Raw genomic sequence first — 17157 nt, forward strand, 5'->3', positions numbered from 1 at the left:
TTTATTACCTATAACCTGACGGTTCTTACTCGAACTTCATGGGTTAACTCTGTCTCAATTACTTTCATTTCATATTGTGCTCTGACAGTAGCATAGATTTCCTCTGCTTTTTCTTGATTGTTATCTATGTAATTAACAAGCGAGTTTAGCTCCCTAATCACTCCTTCTTTGTTATTTAATCGTTGTAGAAGATTGCTTGTCAGACTTTTGTATACCGAGCTAAACATAGCCATTATGTTATCAATATTACGATTGGATTTAGAATAAATCCTTTCAGGGTAGAAATACTTCAAATGGTATCCCACAAAAATTAAGTAAAGCTGGCATGAGAAACTTTTATCATGTGGCTGATATCGCTTAGAGATATATTTGTCTACGATAACGATAAGCTGTTCTTCCAGAGTAAATTCTGAATTGATATTTTTTTTGTCCATAAAATGCATCCTTGCATAATTGAAATAGTCTTCCTGACAATATATTTATATTTATCGCATTTATTTAACTTGTCAATAGATGTAACCTATCAATTGCTATTTTTTATTAAATGGCCTATTCAACTGTTCCATAGTAAGACCGTGTCTGTAAGCATTGTACTGCCAATAGCTAAATTGCTCTTTGTATCTATTGTTCTGTTTTTTCAACATTTCATTTTCGGCTTTAAGATTTAATATTTGTTGTGCCGCAATTGTTAAATTGGCTGGTTTCTTTAAGCCTGATTTTTTCAAATTGGACAAACTTTTCTTTGTTTTATATGCTTCAACAACTTCATTATGAGCACTTAAAGATTGCCTTGTGATTGTTCTGTTAAGATTTTTATATACTGATTCACATAAATCATCCCATGTGATTTTGCCGTCCCAAGCCAATATAATATTTGTAATTGTTTTTATTTCACTCCTGTTTAAATGTTTTGCCATATGTATCTCCTGTTTCAATTATTCAATAATTTATTAATTCTTTCCAAATTTTTCTCATGGTGTTGCAGCCATTTGTCTGCACCATAATCACCATTTTCACAAGCGGTCTGCGTTATACTCTTCAGTTTTGTTACTTTTTCTTGGATAGATTCAAGCTTCATTCTATCAATTGATTCCATGTCCAGTGCCTCATTGTCACATTCCAAAAACTGATTAATTTTATTACAAGGTTGAACCAAATAGTTATGCACACAGTAACCAAATTCTGTTAAGTGAATTGCCCCTTGATAAAGGTTATCGAAGTCAACTGGCGATTCAATTGAGGGAATTGACTCTCTCTTACAATAATTACTCTTGATCAATTTAATAGCTTTGATTTTATCTAACATATCTTCTTCCGACACATGGTTATAAACTCTGTTCTGATTAGCATTAATACGACCAGACCATTTAGCTATATCAAGTTCAGACATTTCACCATAGTGAGCTATTGTATTTAATAGATGCCGTGGTTGGTGTGAGCGAATAAGTAGTGGTTTACCCTCATCATCATAATACCCATATCGTGCAAATATATTTTTATACCCCACCTCAAAGCTTCTTTTACTTTGTATATCGCTAAAGAAGAAACTTTTAGTCGGTTTGTAAAATATGAAAATTGAAGCCATTCGTGATAAAGAAAATTGATCAGCATTGAGCAAGCATAAAGCATTACTAAATCTTATAGATTTCTCTTTATCGTACCATGGAAAGTCTCTGCTAAAACCAGAACTAATCATTTCCCATAGTTCGCACAATGAATAATTATAATCATTGGAGTTTAAGAAACTTTTTCCACCATCCAAACTCGTTCTTTTAATTTTTAAAACACATGATTTATGATCAAATAAATGATACCCCAGTGCATGGCAAACTTGTACAACGGTCAATTTAGTTTTTTCATCAACTGTTGGGCAAAGCTCATGTCGGTAAAATTTATCAGGGTGCTTTTCGCACCAGTGAGCAAGTGCTCTTGCATTTTGTGATAAGGAAAGTAATCTTCTAATCGCTTTCTTTGCAACTGGTATCATAACCCGTGGAATCCATTTGATATTAGGGCCATACCCCTTAACCGAATAAAATCTCAACCCATATCTTTCGATACCCTTGCCATCTATTTGTGTAATCTCACAATCAGCAGGTAAGGCTAAAATCTCAGAGATTCTGCTCGGACAACAAAGTAGAAGTGCAAATACTGAACTGGTGAACTTATCCCTTGGGCTCAGTAACTCATCATTTTTAGAAAAAATATCAGCAATAGCGAGTAATGCCTCTTCATCTGGTAACTTATCGCGTCGGTGATAATCCTCGATCTCAGGAAGGTAATTATTTTTGACTTTCTGTTTCACGTGGTTTTTCCATGAGATATATCCTGACTTAACAAGATTATGTTCACATAGAAACTTTGATATTTTTTCAAGCTGTATTCCACATTTAGCCAAAACGTTACCTTCAAAATATTTACTTCCGATCTGCATTGCCTCATCGAAAACAACGGCTGTAACATTATAAATGAGACCCGTGTTCTGAACCTGCAAAAGAGCCTGTTCGAGACATCGCAAGGCCATCATAATAGCCCCATAATTTTTCAATGGTTTCAATGAGTGTTGATATCTAATATATGCTTTCGCAAAATTGATATAATCTTCGTGCATTGCATCATTGGAATCAAAGACTTTATTTCCAACCCCTATTTTTCTAAATGTGACATATCCTTTCCAGGCATACTGGTTCCAATCCTGAGTTTGGGTTAGTCCGATCAGTTGATAGCGACAAAACTTTATAAATTCATTATAGTTGCTTTCTGCCGTAAGTTGTTTTTTAGATTTAAATAAAATAATATTATTCATTTGACATTTACCTCATCAATATCAACCGGCATAAAGAAAGCACATTTATCACAAGGGAAATTTTTATTTAAATTCCGACTTATGCATTTTTTTGAAGAGCAAAACTTAATATGATAATTCTCTTTCGAAGTGATTCCATTCATAAAAATATCAGCGATAAATGACAACTGTTCTGAAACTGCGGAATCAATTCTTTCAACACTGTCAGCATGATTTTTAATATAAATCCCCGCACTTGAAGTAGAGGAATGATCCAATAATTCAGCTATAGTATTAACATTATGCCCATCCTTAGCCAGCAAAGTTGCTATTGTATAACGAAGCCTACGAGGAGTAACATTTAGTATCGAACCGGTACGGTTGGATATTATTCCCCCATTATTAACAATACTTTTCAAAGCTACATTAGCAATTGTAGGCTTCGCATATAATTTATTATATCCCAGAAGAATTGAACCTTTTATGGATAAATCTGAGAGTTTTTCCTCATTTAAAAAAATAGGAACTTCTCGTTTAGAATAATCATCAAGAGTTTTTCCAAGAGCTTGCTCAACAAGTTTCACTGATTGATTGGCTTGCAATTGAACAATTGATGCAACCTCTGATATTATTGCAAGTTCTCGATATCGTAGTTCTTTACCCCGTTGTTTAACTCGTGGCACTGAAATTACATATTCTACTTTTCCATTATCTAAGTTCTTTTGAAGAAGGTTTTTATATTTCAACATAACTAACTGCTGAGGTCTTCTACCTGTAAGGCTGATCAATAGTGATATTGCATAATGTGGCAGTGACAGTTCACCTTTTCTATATGAATGATTCATAGCCTTAATCAAAGAAGTATGTTCTTCTTTAGTTAATGGTCCCTCTGTTGGATCATCTTGAAGCACAGACTGACCAGATTTCTTTATTTTTAGGTCCAAATGCTTTAACAGTTCTACCGCACTTTCATCTATTCCAGGATATCCTAACTCAAACCATTTAATCAAAAATGGTCGTAAAACACGAAATGATGCTGGGGCTTTTGATAATTTCTTATTTTGATATTCAATTAGAACTTTATCATCAATATGAGTAGGAGATAGTTTACGGATAAGACTCTCCATATTTCTAACAATATTTTTCACATACAAATAGCTGTTACTATTAAAATAATATTGTACTGTATATACAAATCCACAAATCAAATTTTCGTTCATAGAATATATTAAGTTTGTAAGATTGATTCCGTTGTTTTCAATCGAACTGACGATTTTATGTTCATGAATAGACATTTTATCAGGGTTATATTTAATTAAATTATTCATCAAATCCTCCTTTGAATAGTTGCTCTTGTTGTTCAAGTGCAGTTTTTTTCGATAGCTCAAAAATATGCCTGCGATTATAAATTATTGAAGTTTCTGATCCCGGTCGCCATCCCATGAGATAAGAACGGATTTGTTGCTCTTTTTCATCGGATATGTCCTGATTCTTGTCTATTGCTTTCGAAAACTCATAATTCCATGTGTGTCGTAATTTATGGCCTGTTAATCCACTTAGAAGCGAGGATGATTGACGAACAACACTCACTATCTTATGGTAAGAAGAAAATGACAGCGGTTGCCCTTGAGTCTTCCCTTCCTTATAGGTAATAAATAGAAAGTCATGCTTATTAGCATTTTGGACTTTCCTACGATCATTCAAGATATAATCTGAAATTTCATATATAAGGTTAGCATCAGCAATTAACTTCCTCTCACAAGTCTTCACTAATGGCTGATAAACTCGCGGATCTGTTTTATCATTTGCTCTCCTCCTTATTGCTATTGTCGATTCTGAAAAATCTATATCGCCAATTCGCAGATTCAAAAGTTCACCTGCCCTCAGGCCAAAGCAATGTAATAGAAGAAATATTAGATTGTTTCTTTTTTGCACTTTTTCCGTAAACGGGTTCAAGTTACTCCCTGGCGAAAGTATGCTAAACAAAGAATCCAGTTGTGCTTTGTCTAAGCTCTTTTCGATTTCCATATTATATTTATCATTATTTCTTGGTTTCTTTCTTTTTATGTGGTTAATGAACGCCATTACCTCCTTGAGAGTGTTTTTCTGACCTGCATGTGAAAGAAGTATTTTGCACAACCATTCAAGATAGTTAGCTACTGTTGTAATGCGAAAATACTTAGTTGGTTTTTTGACATTTGAAATCCTAAAATTACCATCCCCTCCATCTCGGAAATTTAATGAAGTAAATTCAATCAAATCCTCAATTTCATGAGGAGCAAGAAACAGCTTCTTCTGGATTCTTTCATCAATATTGATATTTTTTCTCATAAAGAATCGATATAACAATGAAATGCTACCGGCAATAACCTTCATTGTTGATATAGACTCTGACCGATTCCTGACTTGTGTTGTTATATACAAGTTAGGATAATACAATGGCTCACCAGTAGCTTTATTTACGACATGACAATATCTCTCACCATTTTCGAACATAAAAGAATCCACACAAATACTGCACATATTTCCCTCCTAAACTTTACAAAAAGTATAATTCCAATATATTATTAATAAGCATTTCGTAGATTTACAAATTTATTTGAATCGATTAAGATATTTATTTAAATTAAAACAGTGAGATAGACGATTATTCTTGTCAAATTATCATCAGGTAGATCTAGTTAATATTATGTACACCTAATACCTCGAAAATTATCTCACTGCCTTGCGAATAAACGGTCATAAAAATAATGTAAGTTATTCTGTAAAGTTTTAAGCAAAAATATTCAGCCAAACTTTACATTTTCATAAAAATTTATTAATCCAATAGATATAGAATTATCCGCTTCGCCAAAAGTTTCATTTCATCAGGGCATTTAATTAACGAGAGCCAGGTCTCGTAAACATATATCTGTTTGGAAGCATTAAGCTCAGAGATCTCATCTAACGGTTTCCTTAGATTCCCTACTAAATACTGGCTTAACCAGTAAACAATCTTTCTGTTAAATTCATTATCAGGTAAATCATAGATTGCCCCCAACTCGAAGATCTTGTAAAAAAGATCATCGCCTAAATTGCACATATGGTTATCTTCACTCACAAATTCTTCGATATTCATAACATGTCTCCCCAAATTAACTAAGCAACATTATTTCGACTTGTTTCGATAACTGATTGAATCCACTCGTCAACTTCACTCTCGACAAAAGCAACGGCACGAACACCGATCTTCACTGGTGCCGGAAACCGACTTTCACTGATCAGACGATAGATCCAGGCTTTTCCGTAGCCAGTTCGTTCGAGAACTTCTGGTAAGCGTATGAGGCGGGTTGCTTGATTCTTCATTTTGTTTTCCCTTGTCGTTGCGGTGAAGTCACTATACGAACACTTGGGAAAAGAAAGGAGTGAAGCTCCTGAAGCGGAGGTTCTTCGCTGCTATGCAGGATAGTTTTCTCGAAGTTGGTGCCGTACAAAACAGGGGAACTTGAGAGTAGCTGAAATTCCCCTGTTTTATGGCAAGTGGCAAAATGGCCGGTTCAAAGTAAAAATCGCAAAAAAAAGCATCATTTACAATGATGCTTTTGGTTTTTCATGTTAAAAACAGACAGTTATAGATAAAATACTAATCCGATAGTTTCATTACATCAGAGACTTTCATTTGCTTCAAATGGCTATTTTTGTTCATGAAGTAATGGAATTGTCGGATAAAGTCAGTTGTGCAGGATTTAAGAGCCAAAGGCCTGTCGGTATCTTTGATTTGGCTGGACTGCCTCATTTCGCTTTCTTCGTCATCGTCTGTATACAGTAGTCTGGATAACCTGTCGTCAGAGACACGGATTTTTTTAACGGCTGCCCACACCAGGATATCCAGCATAGGTATTACACGATAGCTGATGAGTTTCTTGATAGTTCCGTATCCAAAACGAACAGATTCCAATGGGTTTTCATCAATACCCTTAACTTTACGCCATTGCGGTAATGCAGCTTTAAGCGACTCTGCAATCTCTTCGTCTGTGCCACTTGCCAAATCAATCTCGAACATGACTGTTCGTGTAAACTGATCGGGCATAATGTCTGAAAGTGATTCCTCTCGAAGCTCTGCGTTTATAGAATAATTGTCACCTTCATGCCAAACAAAACCTCCGCGTTGCATAGCAATAATGCTCGTTTCAGCAAGGCGATCAAGAGTTGTTAGAAAAAAATGGGGAGGCTGAAAAAGTTTGTTGGCAGGAGTCATGTATCCAAGTTGCCCTTCTGGAATCAAAAAAGGGTTGCCGGTGAAAATCTTTGAGAAGTAACTCATAAGAGTTCTGCTCTCAAACTCTTCCCGATACTCCTTAAAGAACAGATTCCGGGCCCATAACTCGTGATAGAAGTGTATTAATGAGAGATCTTCAAACTTGCGATAGTTATCTATGTTAAGCCAAGCTTTGATTTCTTTTGTATGCTCTAGAGACCAGTTGTTCAAAATCCATTCTCCACCTATGCTGGTACTGCCCTACGGGTACAATTCAGTTATGCTGAAAAACTACCGTATACACTAATCGGTGGAAAGCAGATCCTGCTTACGCAGTTCAACTCCCAGTTGGTAGCTGAACTGAGGATTTATTATCTTTTGATACAATTTGCCAGTCAGCTAATCGTGAGAACTCATACCATTAAGATTTATGGTTCCTTTTTAGAACCACCGATAAAATAGAAATAGAAAATTAATATAAAAATCAATAAGTTGAATAACTAATCATAGAGACGCCAGCCCCCAAACATTCATTCATGATGCATCATGAACCTTAAAAAAGCCTGCAACTTCAAAGAGTTGCAGGCTTTTTTGTTGCATGTGTGGTCATGATATCTGTATGAATCTTGAGCATTATGTATCTTGTTTTGTACCGCGTTGCCAGAACGCTAAAAAAACAAGGTGCAAAAATATGCCTAAGGTATTGAAATCCCTAACCAATACCGAGATCGCTGCCGCCAAGCCGCAGAAGACCGAGTATATGCTGCGCGATGGCGACGGACTGGCGTTGTTGATTAAGCCATCCGGCAGAAAGATCTGGTACTTCGAATACACTCCCCCGGCGCTGAAAAAACGGACCAAAATCAGCATTGGCCCCTACCCGGTAGTCACCCTCGCCATGGCGCGAGATTTCAGGTTGCAATACCGGCGTTTACTCGTGCAGGGCATCGACCCGCAGGCCCACCAGGAGCAGGTTGCAGAGGAGCAACGACTCCAGAATGAAAGCACGCTGGAAAAAGTTGCGGAGCAGTGGCTCAAAGAGAAGAAGCGGACCAGCGATCTTAGCGAAGATCACGCCAAAGATGTCTGGCGTTCGCTGGAGATGCACGTCTTCCCTTCTCTGGGTAACACACCCGTTACCGAGATCCGTCCCAAAATGCTCAAGGAACACCTTACACCGCTGGAAGAACAGGGCATCCTCGAAACGCTGCGGCGGGTTATCTCACGACTCAATGAAATCTTCCGCTTTGCCATCTCCGAAGAGCTCATCGAGTTCAATCCGGCTGACAACCTGGTCGCCCGCTTCAAGAAACCGAAAAAGCAGAACATGCCCGCCCTTCACCCCAGTGAACTCGGCAGGCTAATGCTGGCCTTAGAGGACTGTGCCTGGCTGCTATGTCAGGTTGGTCAAGCCCTTAACCCCGCAAGCCGGACAATGCGGCGGGGGCGTCTCTGACGCAGTCCGGTCGTTGTTGCTGCTATAGCCTGTGCCAGCAAGAGGCAGGTTGGTACCGCGTCTTTAGACGGGGCGTATCTCTGCGCCATTAAACAGGTTGCCTGAAACGGCGGCGCGTCACTTTGGGGGCCAAACAAAACAAAGTGACGCCGACGCACCAGCCGCCGTCTTATCAGGCTTATCGTTGTATTAACCCTCTGACGCCATCATTTCTGCGTCAAAAAGATAAAAAAGAGGAATGAGCAGTACCGGAGGCGGATCACGACGATCCGGGGGCATCCCTGCTGAGTCAGGCGGCCTGCACACCGTGCAGTACCGTACCCCACCATACCTCAACTCTCGCCTTCCGGCGCACCGGTATTGTTCAGCATGGCGCAATGTTCAGTGCCGTACATTCCCCACGCGCCGGAAAATATTGCTACCGCATCAGGCGGAGGAGTCAGCATGTCGCGACTGGCACAGGATATGAAAAAACTGGCGCACCGCGCAGATGGCAGCCACAAAACCGTCCACGACCGCGAACAGATGGCGCAGCGTTTTGCCCATCATCTGCTGGCGCAGAATATTCAGGTAACCAGCACCAGCCAGCTCAAAGCCAGACACATCGCAGGATATATTCATGAACGACTGGCGCAGGGTATTTCCCTGCATACCTTACAGAATGAGAACAACAGGAAAAAGGCGCTGAACGTCTGCCCGTGATCTTCGGCACCAAAGGCGGTCGACCGCGCATGACACAGATGATTGACCGGGAAGCGATTCGCTAGGCTGTGAAAGAGGTGCTTGAGATTGTCGGGGAGCGTGACGGACATCTCATTGACAAACCGGATCTGAAATCCGCGATGGATTACTGGCACAACCATCTCCGCGATGCCGGGCTGACGGGTGAATACTTTCCCCACTCCCTGCGCTATGCCAGGGTGCAGGACGCGATCCGCTATTATGAAGTAGATGGATAACAGGGTCCCATGAATACAATGATCTCCCAACGTAATTCTCTTTAACGTCTGCCGGGTATTTCACTTTTTCGCGGGTACTTTGGGAATACTAGTGGATAATCTCGTTGACCGAAGACTGAGAAAGCAGGGCCTGCCATTGGATTTTCAGTGCCTTGGATAAGCGAGGCTTACCCGCAAAACACTGCTTACGCTTACCAGAAGCAGATTTCCGCTTTCTCGTTTTCATAAAGATCAATGAACAAGCAGCAGGATGTGCCTTCAAGCAATCTATGGCCGTATCTCGCTGTTCTTTGTTATCGAACCGCCAGCTAAAACCACCAGGCAAGCGCATAACATCATCTTTAAAACCTTTATTGGCCCGGAAACCTGTGCTACTGAGGTCCATATTGATACGCCGAATTGCATCAGCTGCATACTTCTGACGACGCGAACCTGGGAGCTCATCAATAGCAATAAGTAAAGAATACTGATACGCAATCATTATGATTCCTCTCCTTCTTTCCCATAAATGGAGGCCAACAAAGTTTCGCTGCTTAGCTTGCGGAATTTTGAGGCTGACTCATGCCGGATCAAGCTATAGCTAGTGTGGGTGATCTGAAACATACACCAGCCACGGTCTTTTAATTCAGATATAAGCGAAGCCAAATAATACTGGTCAACGAAGTCACGTTGAGCGAGCGCCCCAAATCCCTTCAACGACATCTGAAAGCGAGTGATCGGTTTTTCATCGTTAAGTTTTTCCATCGCAATGCGAATGAGTTCAGCGACGTCAGAAGGTGTTCTCATTATTAGCTCCCGCGTAATGGTGATGTAATCACTTTAGCAGTACGTCGACTAGCACTCAACACTTAAATACACTTATTAAATACACCCAGTATCCAATTAACTGCATTTATAGTGAGTAGCATGCCTTGAATTATGATTGTAATGGCGTGACCTTGGCACATTTTCTTCTCGTGCTGATCTCGCACTATTTTCAGTAACACCAGAATTTTGTAACGTATACGATGCTAAATTGTCTCTATCAGCCAATTTTGTAACGTATATATTGCATATATATCGTAATCCACAAATTCACGATCCGTTCGATATCTTCTCCTTTTTGCTTTATCAGCAAACCATCATATTTCCTTACGGGTCCGCTTACCGGGGTACCTGAACATATAAAGCCAGCCGTAACGACTGCCTATACTGCAGCCCCCAACATATGCAATGTATTCATTACAAATTCACGTTTTTTGGCATATAATGGAACATATAAGTTGCGAGGTTATGCATATGAAAATATCAATAGCTATGTCAGACACAGCCATTGCAAAAGAACTGTTCGAACGCCTGGAGGCTTACCGAAAATCTCGGGGTATTTCTCAGGAAACCCTGGTTGAAAATCTCGGCATTAGTCGGCCAACCTACGCACGGTTGAAGAATGGAGCCTGCAGTCTGGCAACATTTATTGCAGTTCTGCGCGAAATGCGGCTGCTTGAAGGGCTTGATTTGCTTGTACCAACTCTGGAAGTGCGCCCATCTGATGTGTTCAGGGCGCAGAAAAAACAGAGCAGGAGAGTTTCCGGCATCTCGGCTTCAAAAGAAAATCCCGTTTTGAACAGAGTAGGCGCAATGCTGGCCCTCAGGAATAAGGTAAAATAATGATCGCTAATTCATGTGAAGTGCTGTTCGATGGGATTACTGCCGGATATCTGGCGTATACAGGAGACAGCAAAATTGCCACCTTTGAGTACACGGAAGACTGGAGGACTGCTGGTTTCAGCCTATCGCCACGGTATCTGCCTCTTGAGAAGGGAATATTTACCTTCCCTGCACTGCCATGGGAAACATATCGCGGTTTGCCAGCAGTTTTTGCGGACTCGCTCCCGGATGATTTTGGTAACACTCTGATTGATGCCTGGCTGGCACGAGAAGGTCGTGACAAGTCCCAATTTCTTGCAATAGACCGTTTGCTATATACCGGGAGCCGCGGTATGGGAGCCCTGGAGTACCTGCCCACCAATAACCCTGATACACCCTATAGCGAGCCTCTGTTAATTGCTGAGTTGGTAAGCATGGCTCAAAAGGTCCTAGATACGCGAAACGGCCTTGAACTGAACGATCATGAAGAATCTTCTCTTTCCAAGTTGTTGCAGATTGGTACTTCAGCTGGTGGTGCAAGGGCTAAGGCGGTAATCGCAGTTAATCAGGATAGAACGGAAATTCGGTCCGGCCAGGTTAATGCGCCAACAGGATTTGAGCATTTTCTCCTTAAGTTTGATGGCGTCGAAGAACACAAAACTGAACGTCAAACCTTTGGTGACCCGAAGGGTTACGGCCTGATGGAATATGTCTATCATCTGATGGCTAAGCAAGTGGGGATCAACATGTCGCACTGTGAATTGCTCCGCGAAGAAGGGTCCCAGCGGGCACACTTTATGACGAAGCGATTCGACCGGGAAAACAACAAGAAATTTCATGTACTGAGCTTATGCGGATTGGCTCATGCAAACTTCAGAAAGGCTGGTGAGTACAGCTATGAAGAGATGCTCGGAATTGCTCGTGAGATAGGGTTAACGAACCATGAGCAGGAACAGATTTATCGCAGGATGGTATTCAATGTAATCGCAAGAAACCATGATGATCACACAAAAAACTGGTCATTTATGGTCAATGATAATTATCGTTGGACGCTTGCTCCGGCCTTCGATATTGCCTGGAGTTACAGAGCAGATTCGGAATGGGTGGCCTCACATCAACTTACCCTCGCGGGTAAGCGAGACAACTTCACAATAGATGATTTACTGAGCGTGGCAACTCACATCACCAGCCTGCGACCAAGTAAGGCCAAGCAAATTATCAAAGAAACAATTAAAACGGTTTCCTGCTGGCGTGAGCTGGCGGAAAGTGAGGGTGTTCCGGCATCACTTAGAGATGAAATTTGGAAAACCCTTCGCCTTCAATGGTAACGTTAACGATACGAAATCACAATTTAACATGCCTTTTGCAACGTTTTCGATACCGATACAATAATCAGCCCACGATTAATTTGGCCCGGAAATGTTACCTCCGGGCTTTCAATCATCTGCAATAAACAACCATCAGAGAGAGTATGCTTGCTAATGCAGGGTGTCGCAGGAGGGATGCTTCCGGATGTATTGGACGTCGCACCAGCTCCCCTCCGCAGTTCGGACACTGGCTGTTAAGCCATTGGGTCACGCAATCGACACAAAATGTGTATTCGAATGAACAGATGCATGCCTCTTTTGATGCAGGCGGCAGATCTTTATCACAGCATTCGCAATTAGGACAGAGTTCAAGCATGGTGCTCTCTTATTGTTAAAGGGACATCATTGGCTATACCAAAGGCCATCTACCCGTATCTCCTTCGGCGATAGATGACGTTATTGTTTTTCACGTGTATTAGATGAGCATGGTTTACAGTCTGGAAAATTCAAGAGAATGAATTATCCGACAGAAACGCTCACTTCTGGAAACGAACGACAAGCCTATAGTGTCCACCAAAGCCTCGACCAACACGCAAAATCCGCCCCCAACAATCACATTAAAAATCAATAAATTACGAAAACCCCTTCCACATCAACATCATCGCCACTCTTTTTGCGCCTTCCCTTCCCCGCAAAAAATCAAAATCCCCAACAAACATAACCACCTCCCCCACCAATTACAGGGACGCCAGCCCAAAATTCTCCATCGGTGATTACCAGAGTCATCCGATGAAGTCCTAAGAGCCCGCACGGCGCAAGCCCTGCGGGCTTTTTTGTGCCCCATTCCTACAGTTCCATCCATCCCTTTGACAAACATCAACCCCCTTCCCCCTTCTCCTGTGCAAAATTACCCACGCCACCCAGCGCTACGGATTAGCCGCCCCAACCCGGAAGGAACTCCACCATGTACAGACCCATTACCGTCATTATCTTTATTCTCCTGACCCTCGCCGCCCTCGCGGAAATAGGCGTTTTATCCTTTGGATAATCCTCAGGCGAAATATCCCTCATCAGGGCACATTGATCTCATTACAGTTTTTTCCTAAAGCCATCCCGCTTCGCCTGTGCCATGCTGAATCACGCTCATAACCGATAACGTTAAATGAGGATATTATGAAAAAAACAATTATCGCATTATCTGCCGTTCTGCTGGCTTCCCCAGTATTTGCTGCGACCACACATGCAACTGACGATACCGTCGCGGCGGCGAACGCAAACGCCAACGAGGCTAAGCAAAAACTGCACGAAGAGCAGAACAAAGGTGAAGAGCTGAAGCTGAAACAGAAGCATGCTGCGGAAGGCAAAAGCGAGAGCCTGGGCAGCAAGGTCAGCGAAGATTCCCAGAAAGCCTGGCATAAAACCAAAGAAGGCACCGAGAAAGGGTGGGATGCCACCAAAGAAGGCGCAGAGAAAGGCTGGAACAAAACCAAAGAAGGTGCCAGCGAGCTGGAAAAGAAAGTCACTGAGTAATCCCTTCGAAAGGCCGCAGACGCGGCCTTTTTTATTCCCTCCCGCCCTGCTCCCTGAAGGCTAAACTTGTCTCAGGAGGGCACCGTCATGAGCCACAAAGACACCGCACCAGAAACCCAGGGCGTTACCGTTGAAATACTCTCCATTGTCGATCTGGGCCCGGAGATCGCAGGCATGGACGGGCGTCAGCTTCGCATGCGCAGGGTGACGCTCGCCCCCGGTGCGGTCTTTGGTCCGGTGCACGATCATATCGATCGCCCCGGTACTGTTTTTATCCTTGAGGGGACCATCACCGATCATCGTAACGGTATCGCCACCGATTACGGTCCCGGCGTCGGCTGGCCGGAAGACCATAATACGGTCCATTGGCTGGAAAACCGGGGCCCGGTTACCGCCGTCGAAATCTCGGTGGATATCGTTAAAACAGCCTGACGCATAAAAGCCGAATAGATCCCGGGGGTGACGCGTTTACTCCCTGCCCCCCTAAAAGAGATCCTGAGATGCTGCGACGCATGGTAATAGTGCTTGTTTTGGTTTGTCCGTGGGCGATGGCTGCCCCGAAGAGCTACATTATCGACACCAATAACACCGCCATTCGGCTGTCGTGGCATGCCTTCGGCGGCATCCTCTCCTGGGCGACGTTCAGCGGCGTGACGGGCGCCGTGACGCTCAACCCGGAAAATGACGTCGACGACCATATTCACGTCACCATTCCCGTAGCGACTCTCGTAGCCTCAAACAAGCTGCTCACCTGGCAGCTAAAAAGCGACATGTTTTTTGAATCCGAGCGCTACCCGACTATCGAGTTCATCAGCTCTCGCGTGGTCGCCCAGGGCGACGGGCGATTCAGGGTGTTCGGCACGTTGACCGTACGAAACATTGCCCGCCCGGTGATCCTGGAGGCCGTCATGAAAGACCCGCACGCGCAGGCACTCACGCTGGATGCCACGACGGCAATCTCGCGCGCGGCCTACGGAATGGATAAGTTTGCGCTAGTCGTGGACGATCGTATTGCCATCGACATTGCCATTCAGACGAACGACGTGCCGTCATCCTGAGATGAGCCGCTGTAGCTGCTCCGCGTTTCCCCGCAGGTGAGACGGCGGGTTGCGGCCAATGAGGACAAACTGATAGCCCGCCTCCTGCCACCACGCCAGGTTCATGCCGTGCCGCTGCTCCTGGCGCAGAGAGGCCGTCGCCTTTTCATCAACAGGAGAGATACAGAGCGCCATCGGGCCGTAGTCGGCGTTGATCCAGGCAATCTGCGCGATCGAGGTGGTTTCATAGCGCAGCATTCGCACCATTTTCAGCTCTGCCCCCTGCAGGACAAGCTGCGACATATTCAGCTTCATGCCGATATCCTGCGCGGCACGTTCCAGCCCGCGCAGCAGGACCGGCGTTGCGCTGTCCATATCCAGCAGCGTCTCGACGCTGTACAGGGACATATATTGCGCTTCGAGGTCGCGAATATGGGCGTTCTCATCCGCTGGCGCGGAAGCGGGCCGCAGCAGGTAGCCCAGCCCGGAGCCGACCATCAAAAAGCTGACCGACGCGGCGATCAGCGCCCGTCTGCTGACGCCAGCCGGCGTGGAGGATTGTGGATCGGGAAGGGCCGCCAGACGCGCCTGCATTGTCTCCAGAGGTGCCTCATCCAGCAGGGGGGCAAACGCCCCGGCGAAATCCTGGCTGCTTTTCATCAGTTCGGCGGTTCGCCCGGAGAGTCGTTCGTCACTTTTCAACTGTTCTTCAAATTGCTGCGCGTCGGCGCGGCACATCTCGCCATCTATCCATGCCACGATAGCGTCGTCGTTATAGGGCGGTGCAAAACGGTGCGAGTTCAAGAGCGTTTCTCCTTTACCGGAGGCAGTGCGTCAGCGGACCTGGCAAGCCGAACCCGCGCCGTCGCCAGCCGGCTCATCACGGTACCGATAGGCACCGCCAGGGTCTCCGCCGCCTCCTGGTAGGTAAAGCCTTCGACATAAACCAAAAATACCGCGTTGCGCTGGGCTTCAGGCAGCGCGTTAACGCGCTGCATCACCTTCATGTAATGCAGGCGCGTCTCATCCTGTTCGCGGATATCCGGCGCCAGAAGCTCGTCGCTGGCCACAAATCCCTGCCCCTGACGCACGTGTCGGGCCCGAAGCTCAGAGATCCAGATGGAGTGCAGTATCGCGAACAGCCACCTGTCGATGCGCGTGCCCGGCGTATACTGGCTGCCCCGTTCAAGCGCACGCACGCAGGTGGACTGAACCAGCTCTTCGGCGATATCCCTGTTTCGCGACAGCACCAGCCCATAGCGCCAGAGACGCGGCAGGTGTGCGGCTAACTGTTGACGAACCTCACTGGTAGCGATGTGTTTTCCCTCCACGAGAAAATCAGGATTCCGGATGCCCATTGATGGCGGCCTGCAGGTCACGGTACTCCTCGCAGGACTGGCCACAAATACCGGCAATCACCTTCAGCTGTTCTTTCGCGAGGTCAGGACGTCCTTTTACCATCCACGCTTCACCGAGATATTCCCGGGCTTTGGCATAATCCGGTGCGATAGCCAGCGCGCGCTGGTAGTAACCAATCCCTTCGTCCGTGCGGCCAAGCTTGCGCGTGGCGAACCCGCGATAGTTCCACGCTTCAGCCGTATTGCCATTTTTCAGCGAATCAAGCAGGTTGAGCGCCGCCTGGTACTCGCCTTTCTTCGCGAGATGGTACGCATAGTTGGTTTTGTCCTGGTCGCTGAGGCTGCTGCTCTTGTCCGGCACGCATTTCTGGGTGGCGCTGTCATACACCTGTCCGGAAGGACAATCGGGCGTTTTGCTCTCGGTACTATTATTGCCCATTGCCAGCACCAGGGGGGACAGCAGGGAAAAAATCAGCACCGGGATCAAACGGAACGAGGACGTGTTCATATAAAGCTCCAGGGTAAGAAGGGAGTGACGTCAGTAAACGCCCGACTGACGCTTTTTATTCATTCTCCTAGTAATTTTTTTGTTGTCACAAAATCATGCTGATGTCGTAGCCCCAATGGAAATTAATCAGGTTATTTTATCCTTTCCTTAACGCTATTATTTTCGCGTGATAGCAGAATTTTAACCTCGCATAAGAATATATTTCTTTGTACAGGTGATATAATATATCTTATATCAAAAACGTTACCCTAACTTAAATGCATATTAAGCGCGCTTAAACAATAACGTTTTATAGTATATTAAAAATGTCTCCTACCAATTATCATACTGCGTAAATCATATTTAAAAGCAACA

19 protein-coding genes and 2 pseudogenes are annotated in these 17157 nt (G+C 44.2%); 7 read left to right on the plus strand and 14 right to left on the minus strand.

Annotated features, from left to right (window positions below; translation table 11 throughout):
• Positions 1-8 precede the first annotated feature (8 nt).
• The 8 genes from WM95_RS19030 to WM95_RS19065 all read right to left on the minus strand — a co-directional run bounded on the left by WM95_RS19030 (position 9) and on the right by WM95_RS19065 (position 7253).
• Positions 9-434, minus strand: a complete 426-nt coding sequence (locus WM95_RS19030; protein ID WP_042193586.1) for a hypothetical protein — start codon at positions 432-434, stop codon at positions 9-11.
• Between the two features lie 96 nt (positions 435-530).
• Positions 531-917, minus strand: coding sequence for a hypothetical protein (locus tag WM95_RS19035; RefSeq protein ID WP_042193589.1), 387 nt, complete (start codon positions 915-917; stop codon positions 531-533).
• Between the two features lie 14 nt (positions 918-931).
• Positions 932-2806, minus strand: a complete 1875-nt coding sequence (locus WM95_RS19040; protein WP_042193592.1) for a DNA-binding protein — start codon at positions 2804-2806, stop codon at positions 932-934.
• A complete protein-coding gene (locus tag WM95_RS19045) occupies positions 2803-4113 on the minus strand; it encodes a tyrosine-type recombinase/integrase (protein ID WP_042193595.1) in 1311 nt (436 codons plus the stop codon). The genes WM95_RS19040 and WM95_RS19045 overlap by 4 nt, the downstream gene beginning before the upstream one ends.
• Positions 4106-5308 carry a tyrosine-type recombinase/integrase gene (locus WM95_RS19050; protein WP_042193598.1) on the minus strand — a complete coding sequence of 401 codons (1203 nt, stop codon included), beginning with the start codon at positions 5306-5308 and terminating at the stop codon, positions 4106-4108. Before WM95_RS19050 ends, WM95_RS19045 begins: the two co-directional genes overlap by 8 nt.
• 295 nt (positions 5309-5603) lie before the next feature.
• Complete coding sequence (locus WM95_RS19055; protein WP_042193601.1) at positions 5604-5903, minus strand: hypothetical protein; 300 nt, start codon at positions 5901-5903, stop codon at positions 5604-5606.
• A gap of 20 nt (positions 5904-5923) precedes the next feature.
• Positions 5924-6130, minus strand: coding sequence for a helix-turn-helix transcriptional regulator (locus WM95_RS19060; protein WP_042193603.1), 207 nt, complete (start codon positions 6128-6130; stop codon positions 5924-5926).
• Between the two features lie 277 nt (positions 6131-6407).
• Complete coding sequence (locus WM95_RS19065) at positions 6408-7253, minus strand: DUF6387 family protein (RefSeq protein ID WP_042193606.1); 846 nt, start codon at positions 7251-7253, stop codon at positions 6408-6410.
• 460 nt (positions 7254-7713) lie between these two features.
• Here WM95_RS19065 and WM95_RS19070 point away from each other — a divergent pair.
• A pseudogene (locus WM95_RS19070) lies at positions 7714-8409 on the plus strand (phage integrase central domain-containing protein); the annotation flags it as partial.
• A 513-nt stretch (positions 8410-8922) separates the two neighbouring features.
• Positions 8923-9434 (plus strand): annotated as a pseudogene (locus WM95_RS19075) (integrase domain-containing protein); the annotation flags it as partial.
• Positions 9435-9525: 91 nt separating this feature from the next.
• Here the strand turns inward: WM95_RS19075 and WM95_RS19080 are convergent.
• Positions 9526-9918, minus strand: coding sequence for a hypothetical protein (locus tag WM95_RS19080; protein ID WP_063408818.1), 393 nt, complete (start codon positions 9916-9918; stop codon positions 9526-9528).
• Entirely contained in the window at positions 9918-10223 is a 306-nt protein-coding gene (locus WM95_RS19085) for a hypothetical protein (protein ID WP_063408817.1), read from the minus strand. Before WM95_RS19085 ends, WM95_RS19080 begins: the two co-directional genes overlap by 1 nt.
• Positions 10224-10715: 492 nt before the next feature.
• Between WM95_RS19085 and WM95_RS19090 the strand changes: the two genes are divergently transcribed.
• The gene (locus WM95_RS19090) at positions 10716-11084 is read left to right on the plus strand and encodes a helix-turn-helix domain-containing protein (RefSeq protein WP_063408834.1); all 369 of its coding nucleotides are present in this window, start codon (positions 10716-10718) and stop codon (positions 11082-11084) included.
• Positions 11084-12391 carry a type II toxin-antitoxin system HipA family toxin gene (locus WM95_RS19095; RefSeq protein WP_063408816.1) on the plus strand — a complete coding sequence of 436 codons (1308 nt, stop codon included), beginning with the start codon at positions 11084-11086 and terminating at the stop codon, positions 12389-12391. Before WM95_RS19090 ends, WM95_RS19095 begins: the two co-directional genes overlap by 1 nt.
• Positions 12392-12503: 112 nt before the next feature.
• On the opposite strand, the gene WM95_RS19100 is transcribed toward WM95_RS19095, so the two are convergent.
• The gene (locus tag WM95_RS19100; RefSeq protein WP_074166119.1) at positions 12504-12746 is read right to left on the minus strand and encodes a DUF1272 domain-containing protein; all 243 of its coding nucleotides are present in this window, start codon (positions 12744-12746) and stop codon (positions 12504-12506) included.
• Between the two features lie 797 nt (positions 12747-13543).
• Between WM95_RS19100 and WM95_RS19105 the strand changes: the two genes are divergently transcribed.
• The 3 genes from WM95_RS19105 (at position 13544) to WM95_RS19115 (ending at position 14958) form a co-directional block, all read left to right on the plus strand.
• Positions 13544-13900 carry a hypothetical protein gene (locus tag WM95_RS19105; RefSeq protein WP_023333137.1) on the plus strand — a complete coding sequence of 119 codons (357 nt, stop codon included), beginning with the start codon at positions 13544-13546 and terminating at the stop codon, positions 13898-13900.
• Positions 13901-13987: 87 nt separating this feature from the next.
• Positions 13988-14332: a cupin domain-containing protein gene (locus WM95_RS19110; RefSeq protein ID WP_063408815.1), complete on the plus strand. Its 345-nt coding sequence runs from the start codon at positions 13988-13990 to the stop codon at positions 14330-14332.
• A gap of 68 nt (positions 14333-14400) precedes the next feature.
• Positions 14401-14958, plus strand: coding sequence for a YceI family protein (locus tag WM95_RS19115; protein ID WP_063408814.1), 558 nt, complete (start codon positions 14401-14403; stop codon positions 14956-14958).
• Here WM95_RS19115 and WM95_RS19120 read toward each other — a convergent pair.
• Genes WM95_RS19120 through WM95_RS19130 form a run of 3 tightly spaced genes read right to left on the minus strand, consistent with a single transcriptional unit; the run spans position 14950 to position 16803 of the window.
• Entirely contained in the window at positions 14950-15741 is a 792-nt protein-coding gene (locus WM95_RS19120) for an anti-sigma factor family protein (RefSeq protein ID WP_063408813.1), read from the minus strand. The genes WM95_RS19115 and WM95_RS19120 overlap by 9 nt on opposite strands.
• On the minus strand, positions 15738-16295 hold the full coding sequence (locus tag WM95_RS19125) for an RNA polymerase sigma factor (RefSeq protein ID WP_063408812.1): 558 nt from the start codon (positions 16293-16295) through the stop codon (positions 15738-15740). Before WM95_RS19125 ends, WM95_RS19120 begins: the two co-directional genes overlap by 4 nt.
• Entirely contained in the window at positions 16276-16803 is a 528-nt protein-coding gene (locus WM95_RS19130) for a tetratricopeptide repeat protein (protein ID WP_063408811.1), read from the minus strand. Before WM95_RS19130 ends, WM95_RS19125 begins: the two co-directional genes overlap by 20 nt.
• Between the last annotated feature and the right edge of the window lie 354 nt (positions 16804-17157).

Source organism: Enterobacter cloacae complex sp. ECNIH7 (assembly GCF_002208095.1).
GTDB lineage: Bacteria > Pseudomonadota > Gammaproteobacteria > Enterobacterales > Enterobacteriaceae > Enterobacter > Enterobacter cloacae_M.

Coding starts and splice junctions, on each gene's coding strand:
- WM95_RS19040 (WP_042193592.1), bottom strand. CDS start 2,806: ATGAATAATATTATTTTATTTAAATCTAAAAAACAACTTACGGCAGAA.
- WM95_RS19080 (WP_063408818.1), bottom strand. CDS start 9,918: ATGATTGCGTATCAGTATTCTTTACTTATTGCTATTGATGAGCTCCCA.
- WM95_RS19125 (WP_063408812.1), bottom strand. CDS start 16,295: ATGGGCATCCGGAATCCTGATTTTCTCGTGGAGGGAAAACACATCGCT.
- WM95_RS19030 (WP_042193586.1), bottom strand. CDS start 434: ATGGACAAAAAAAATATCAATTCAGAATTTACTCTGGAAGAACAGCTT.
- WM95_RS19115 (WP_063408814.1), top strand. CDS start 14,401: ATGCTGCGACGCATGGTAATAGTGCTTGTTTTGGTTTGTCCGTGGGCG.
- WM95_RS19095 (WP_063408816.1), top strand. CDS start 11,084: ATGATCGCTAATTCATGTGAAGTGCTGTTCGATGGGATTACTGCCGGA.
- WM95_RS19110 (WP_063408815.1), top strand. CDS start 13,988: ATGAGCCACAAAGACACCGCACCAGAAACCCAGGGCGTTACCGTTGAA.
- WM95_RS19035 (WP_042193589.1), bottom strand. CDS start 917: ATGGCAAAACATTTAAACAGGAGTGAAATAAAAACAATTACAAATATT.
- WM95_RS19105 (WP_023333137.1), top strand. CDS start 13,544: ATGAAAAAAACAATTATCGCATTATCTGCCGTTCTGCTGGCTTCCCCA.
- WM95_RS19045 (WP_042193595.1), bottom strand. CDS start 4,113: ATGAATAATTTAATTAAATATAACCCTGATAAAATGTCTATTCATGAA.
- WM95_RS19050 (WP_042193598.1), bottom strand. CDS start 5,308: ATGTGCAGTATTTGTGTGGATTCTTTTATGTTCGAAAATGGTGAGAGA.
- WM95_RS19060 (WP_042193603.1), bottom strand. CDS start 6,130: ATGAAGAATCAAGCAACCCGCCTCATACGCTTACCAGAAGTTCTCGAA.
- WM95_RS19090 (WP_063408834.1), top strand. CDS start 10,716: ATGAAAATATCAATAGCTATGTCAGACACAGCCATTGCAAAAGAACTG.
- WM95_RS19100 (WP_074166119.1), bottom strand. CDS start 12,746: ATGCTTGAACTCTGTCCTAATTGCGAATGCTGTGATAAAGATCTGCCG.
- WM95_RS19130 (WP_063408811.1), bottom strand. CDS start 16,803: ATGAACACGTCCTCGTTCCGTTTGATCCCGGTGCTGATTTTTTCCCTG.
- WM95_RS19085 (WP_063408817.1), bottom strand. CDS start 10,223: ATGAGAACACCTTCTGACGTCGCTGAACTCATTCGCATTGCGATGGAA.
- WM95_RS19055 (WP_042193601.1), bottom strand. CDS start 5,903: ATGAATATCGAAGAATTTGTGAGTGAAGATAACCATATGTGCAATTTA.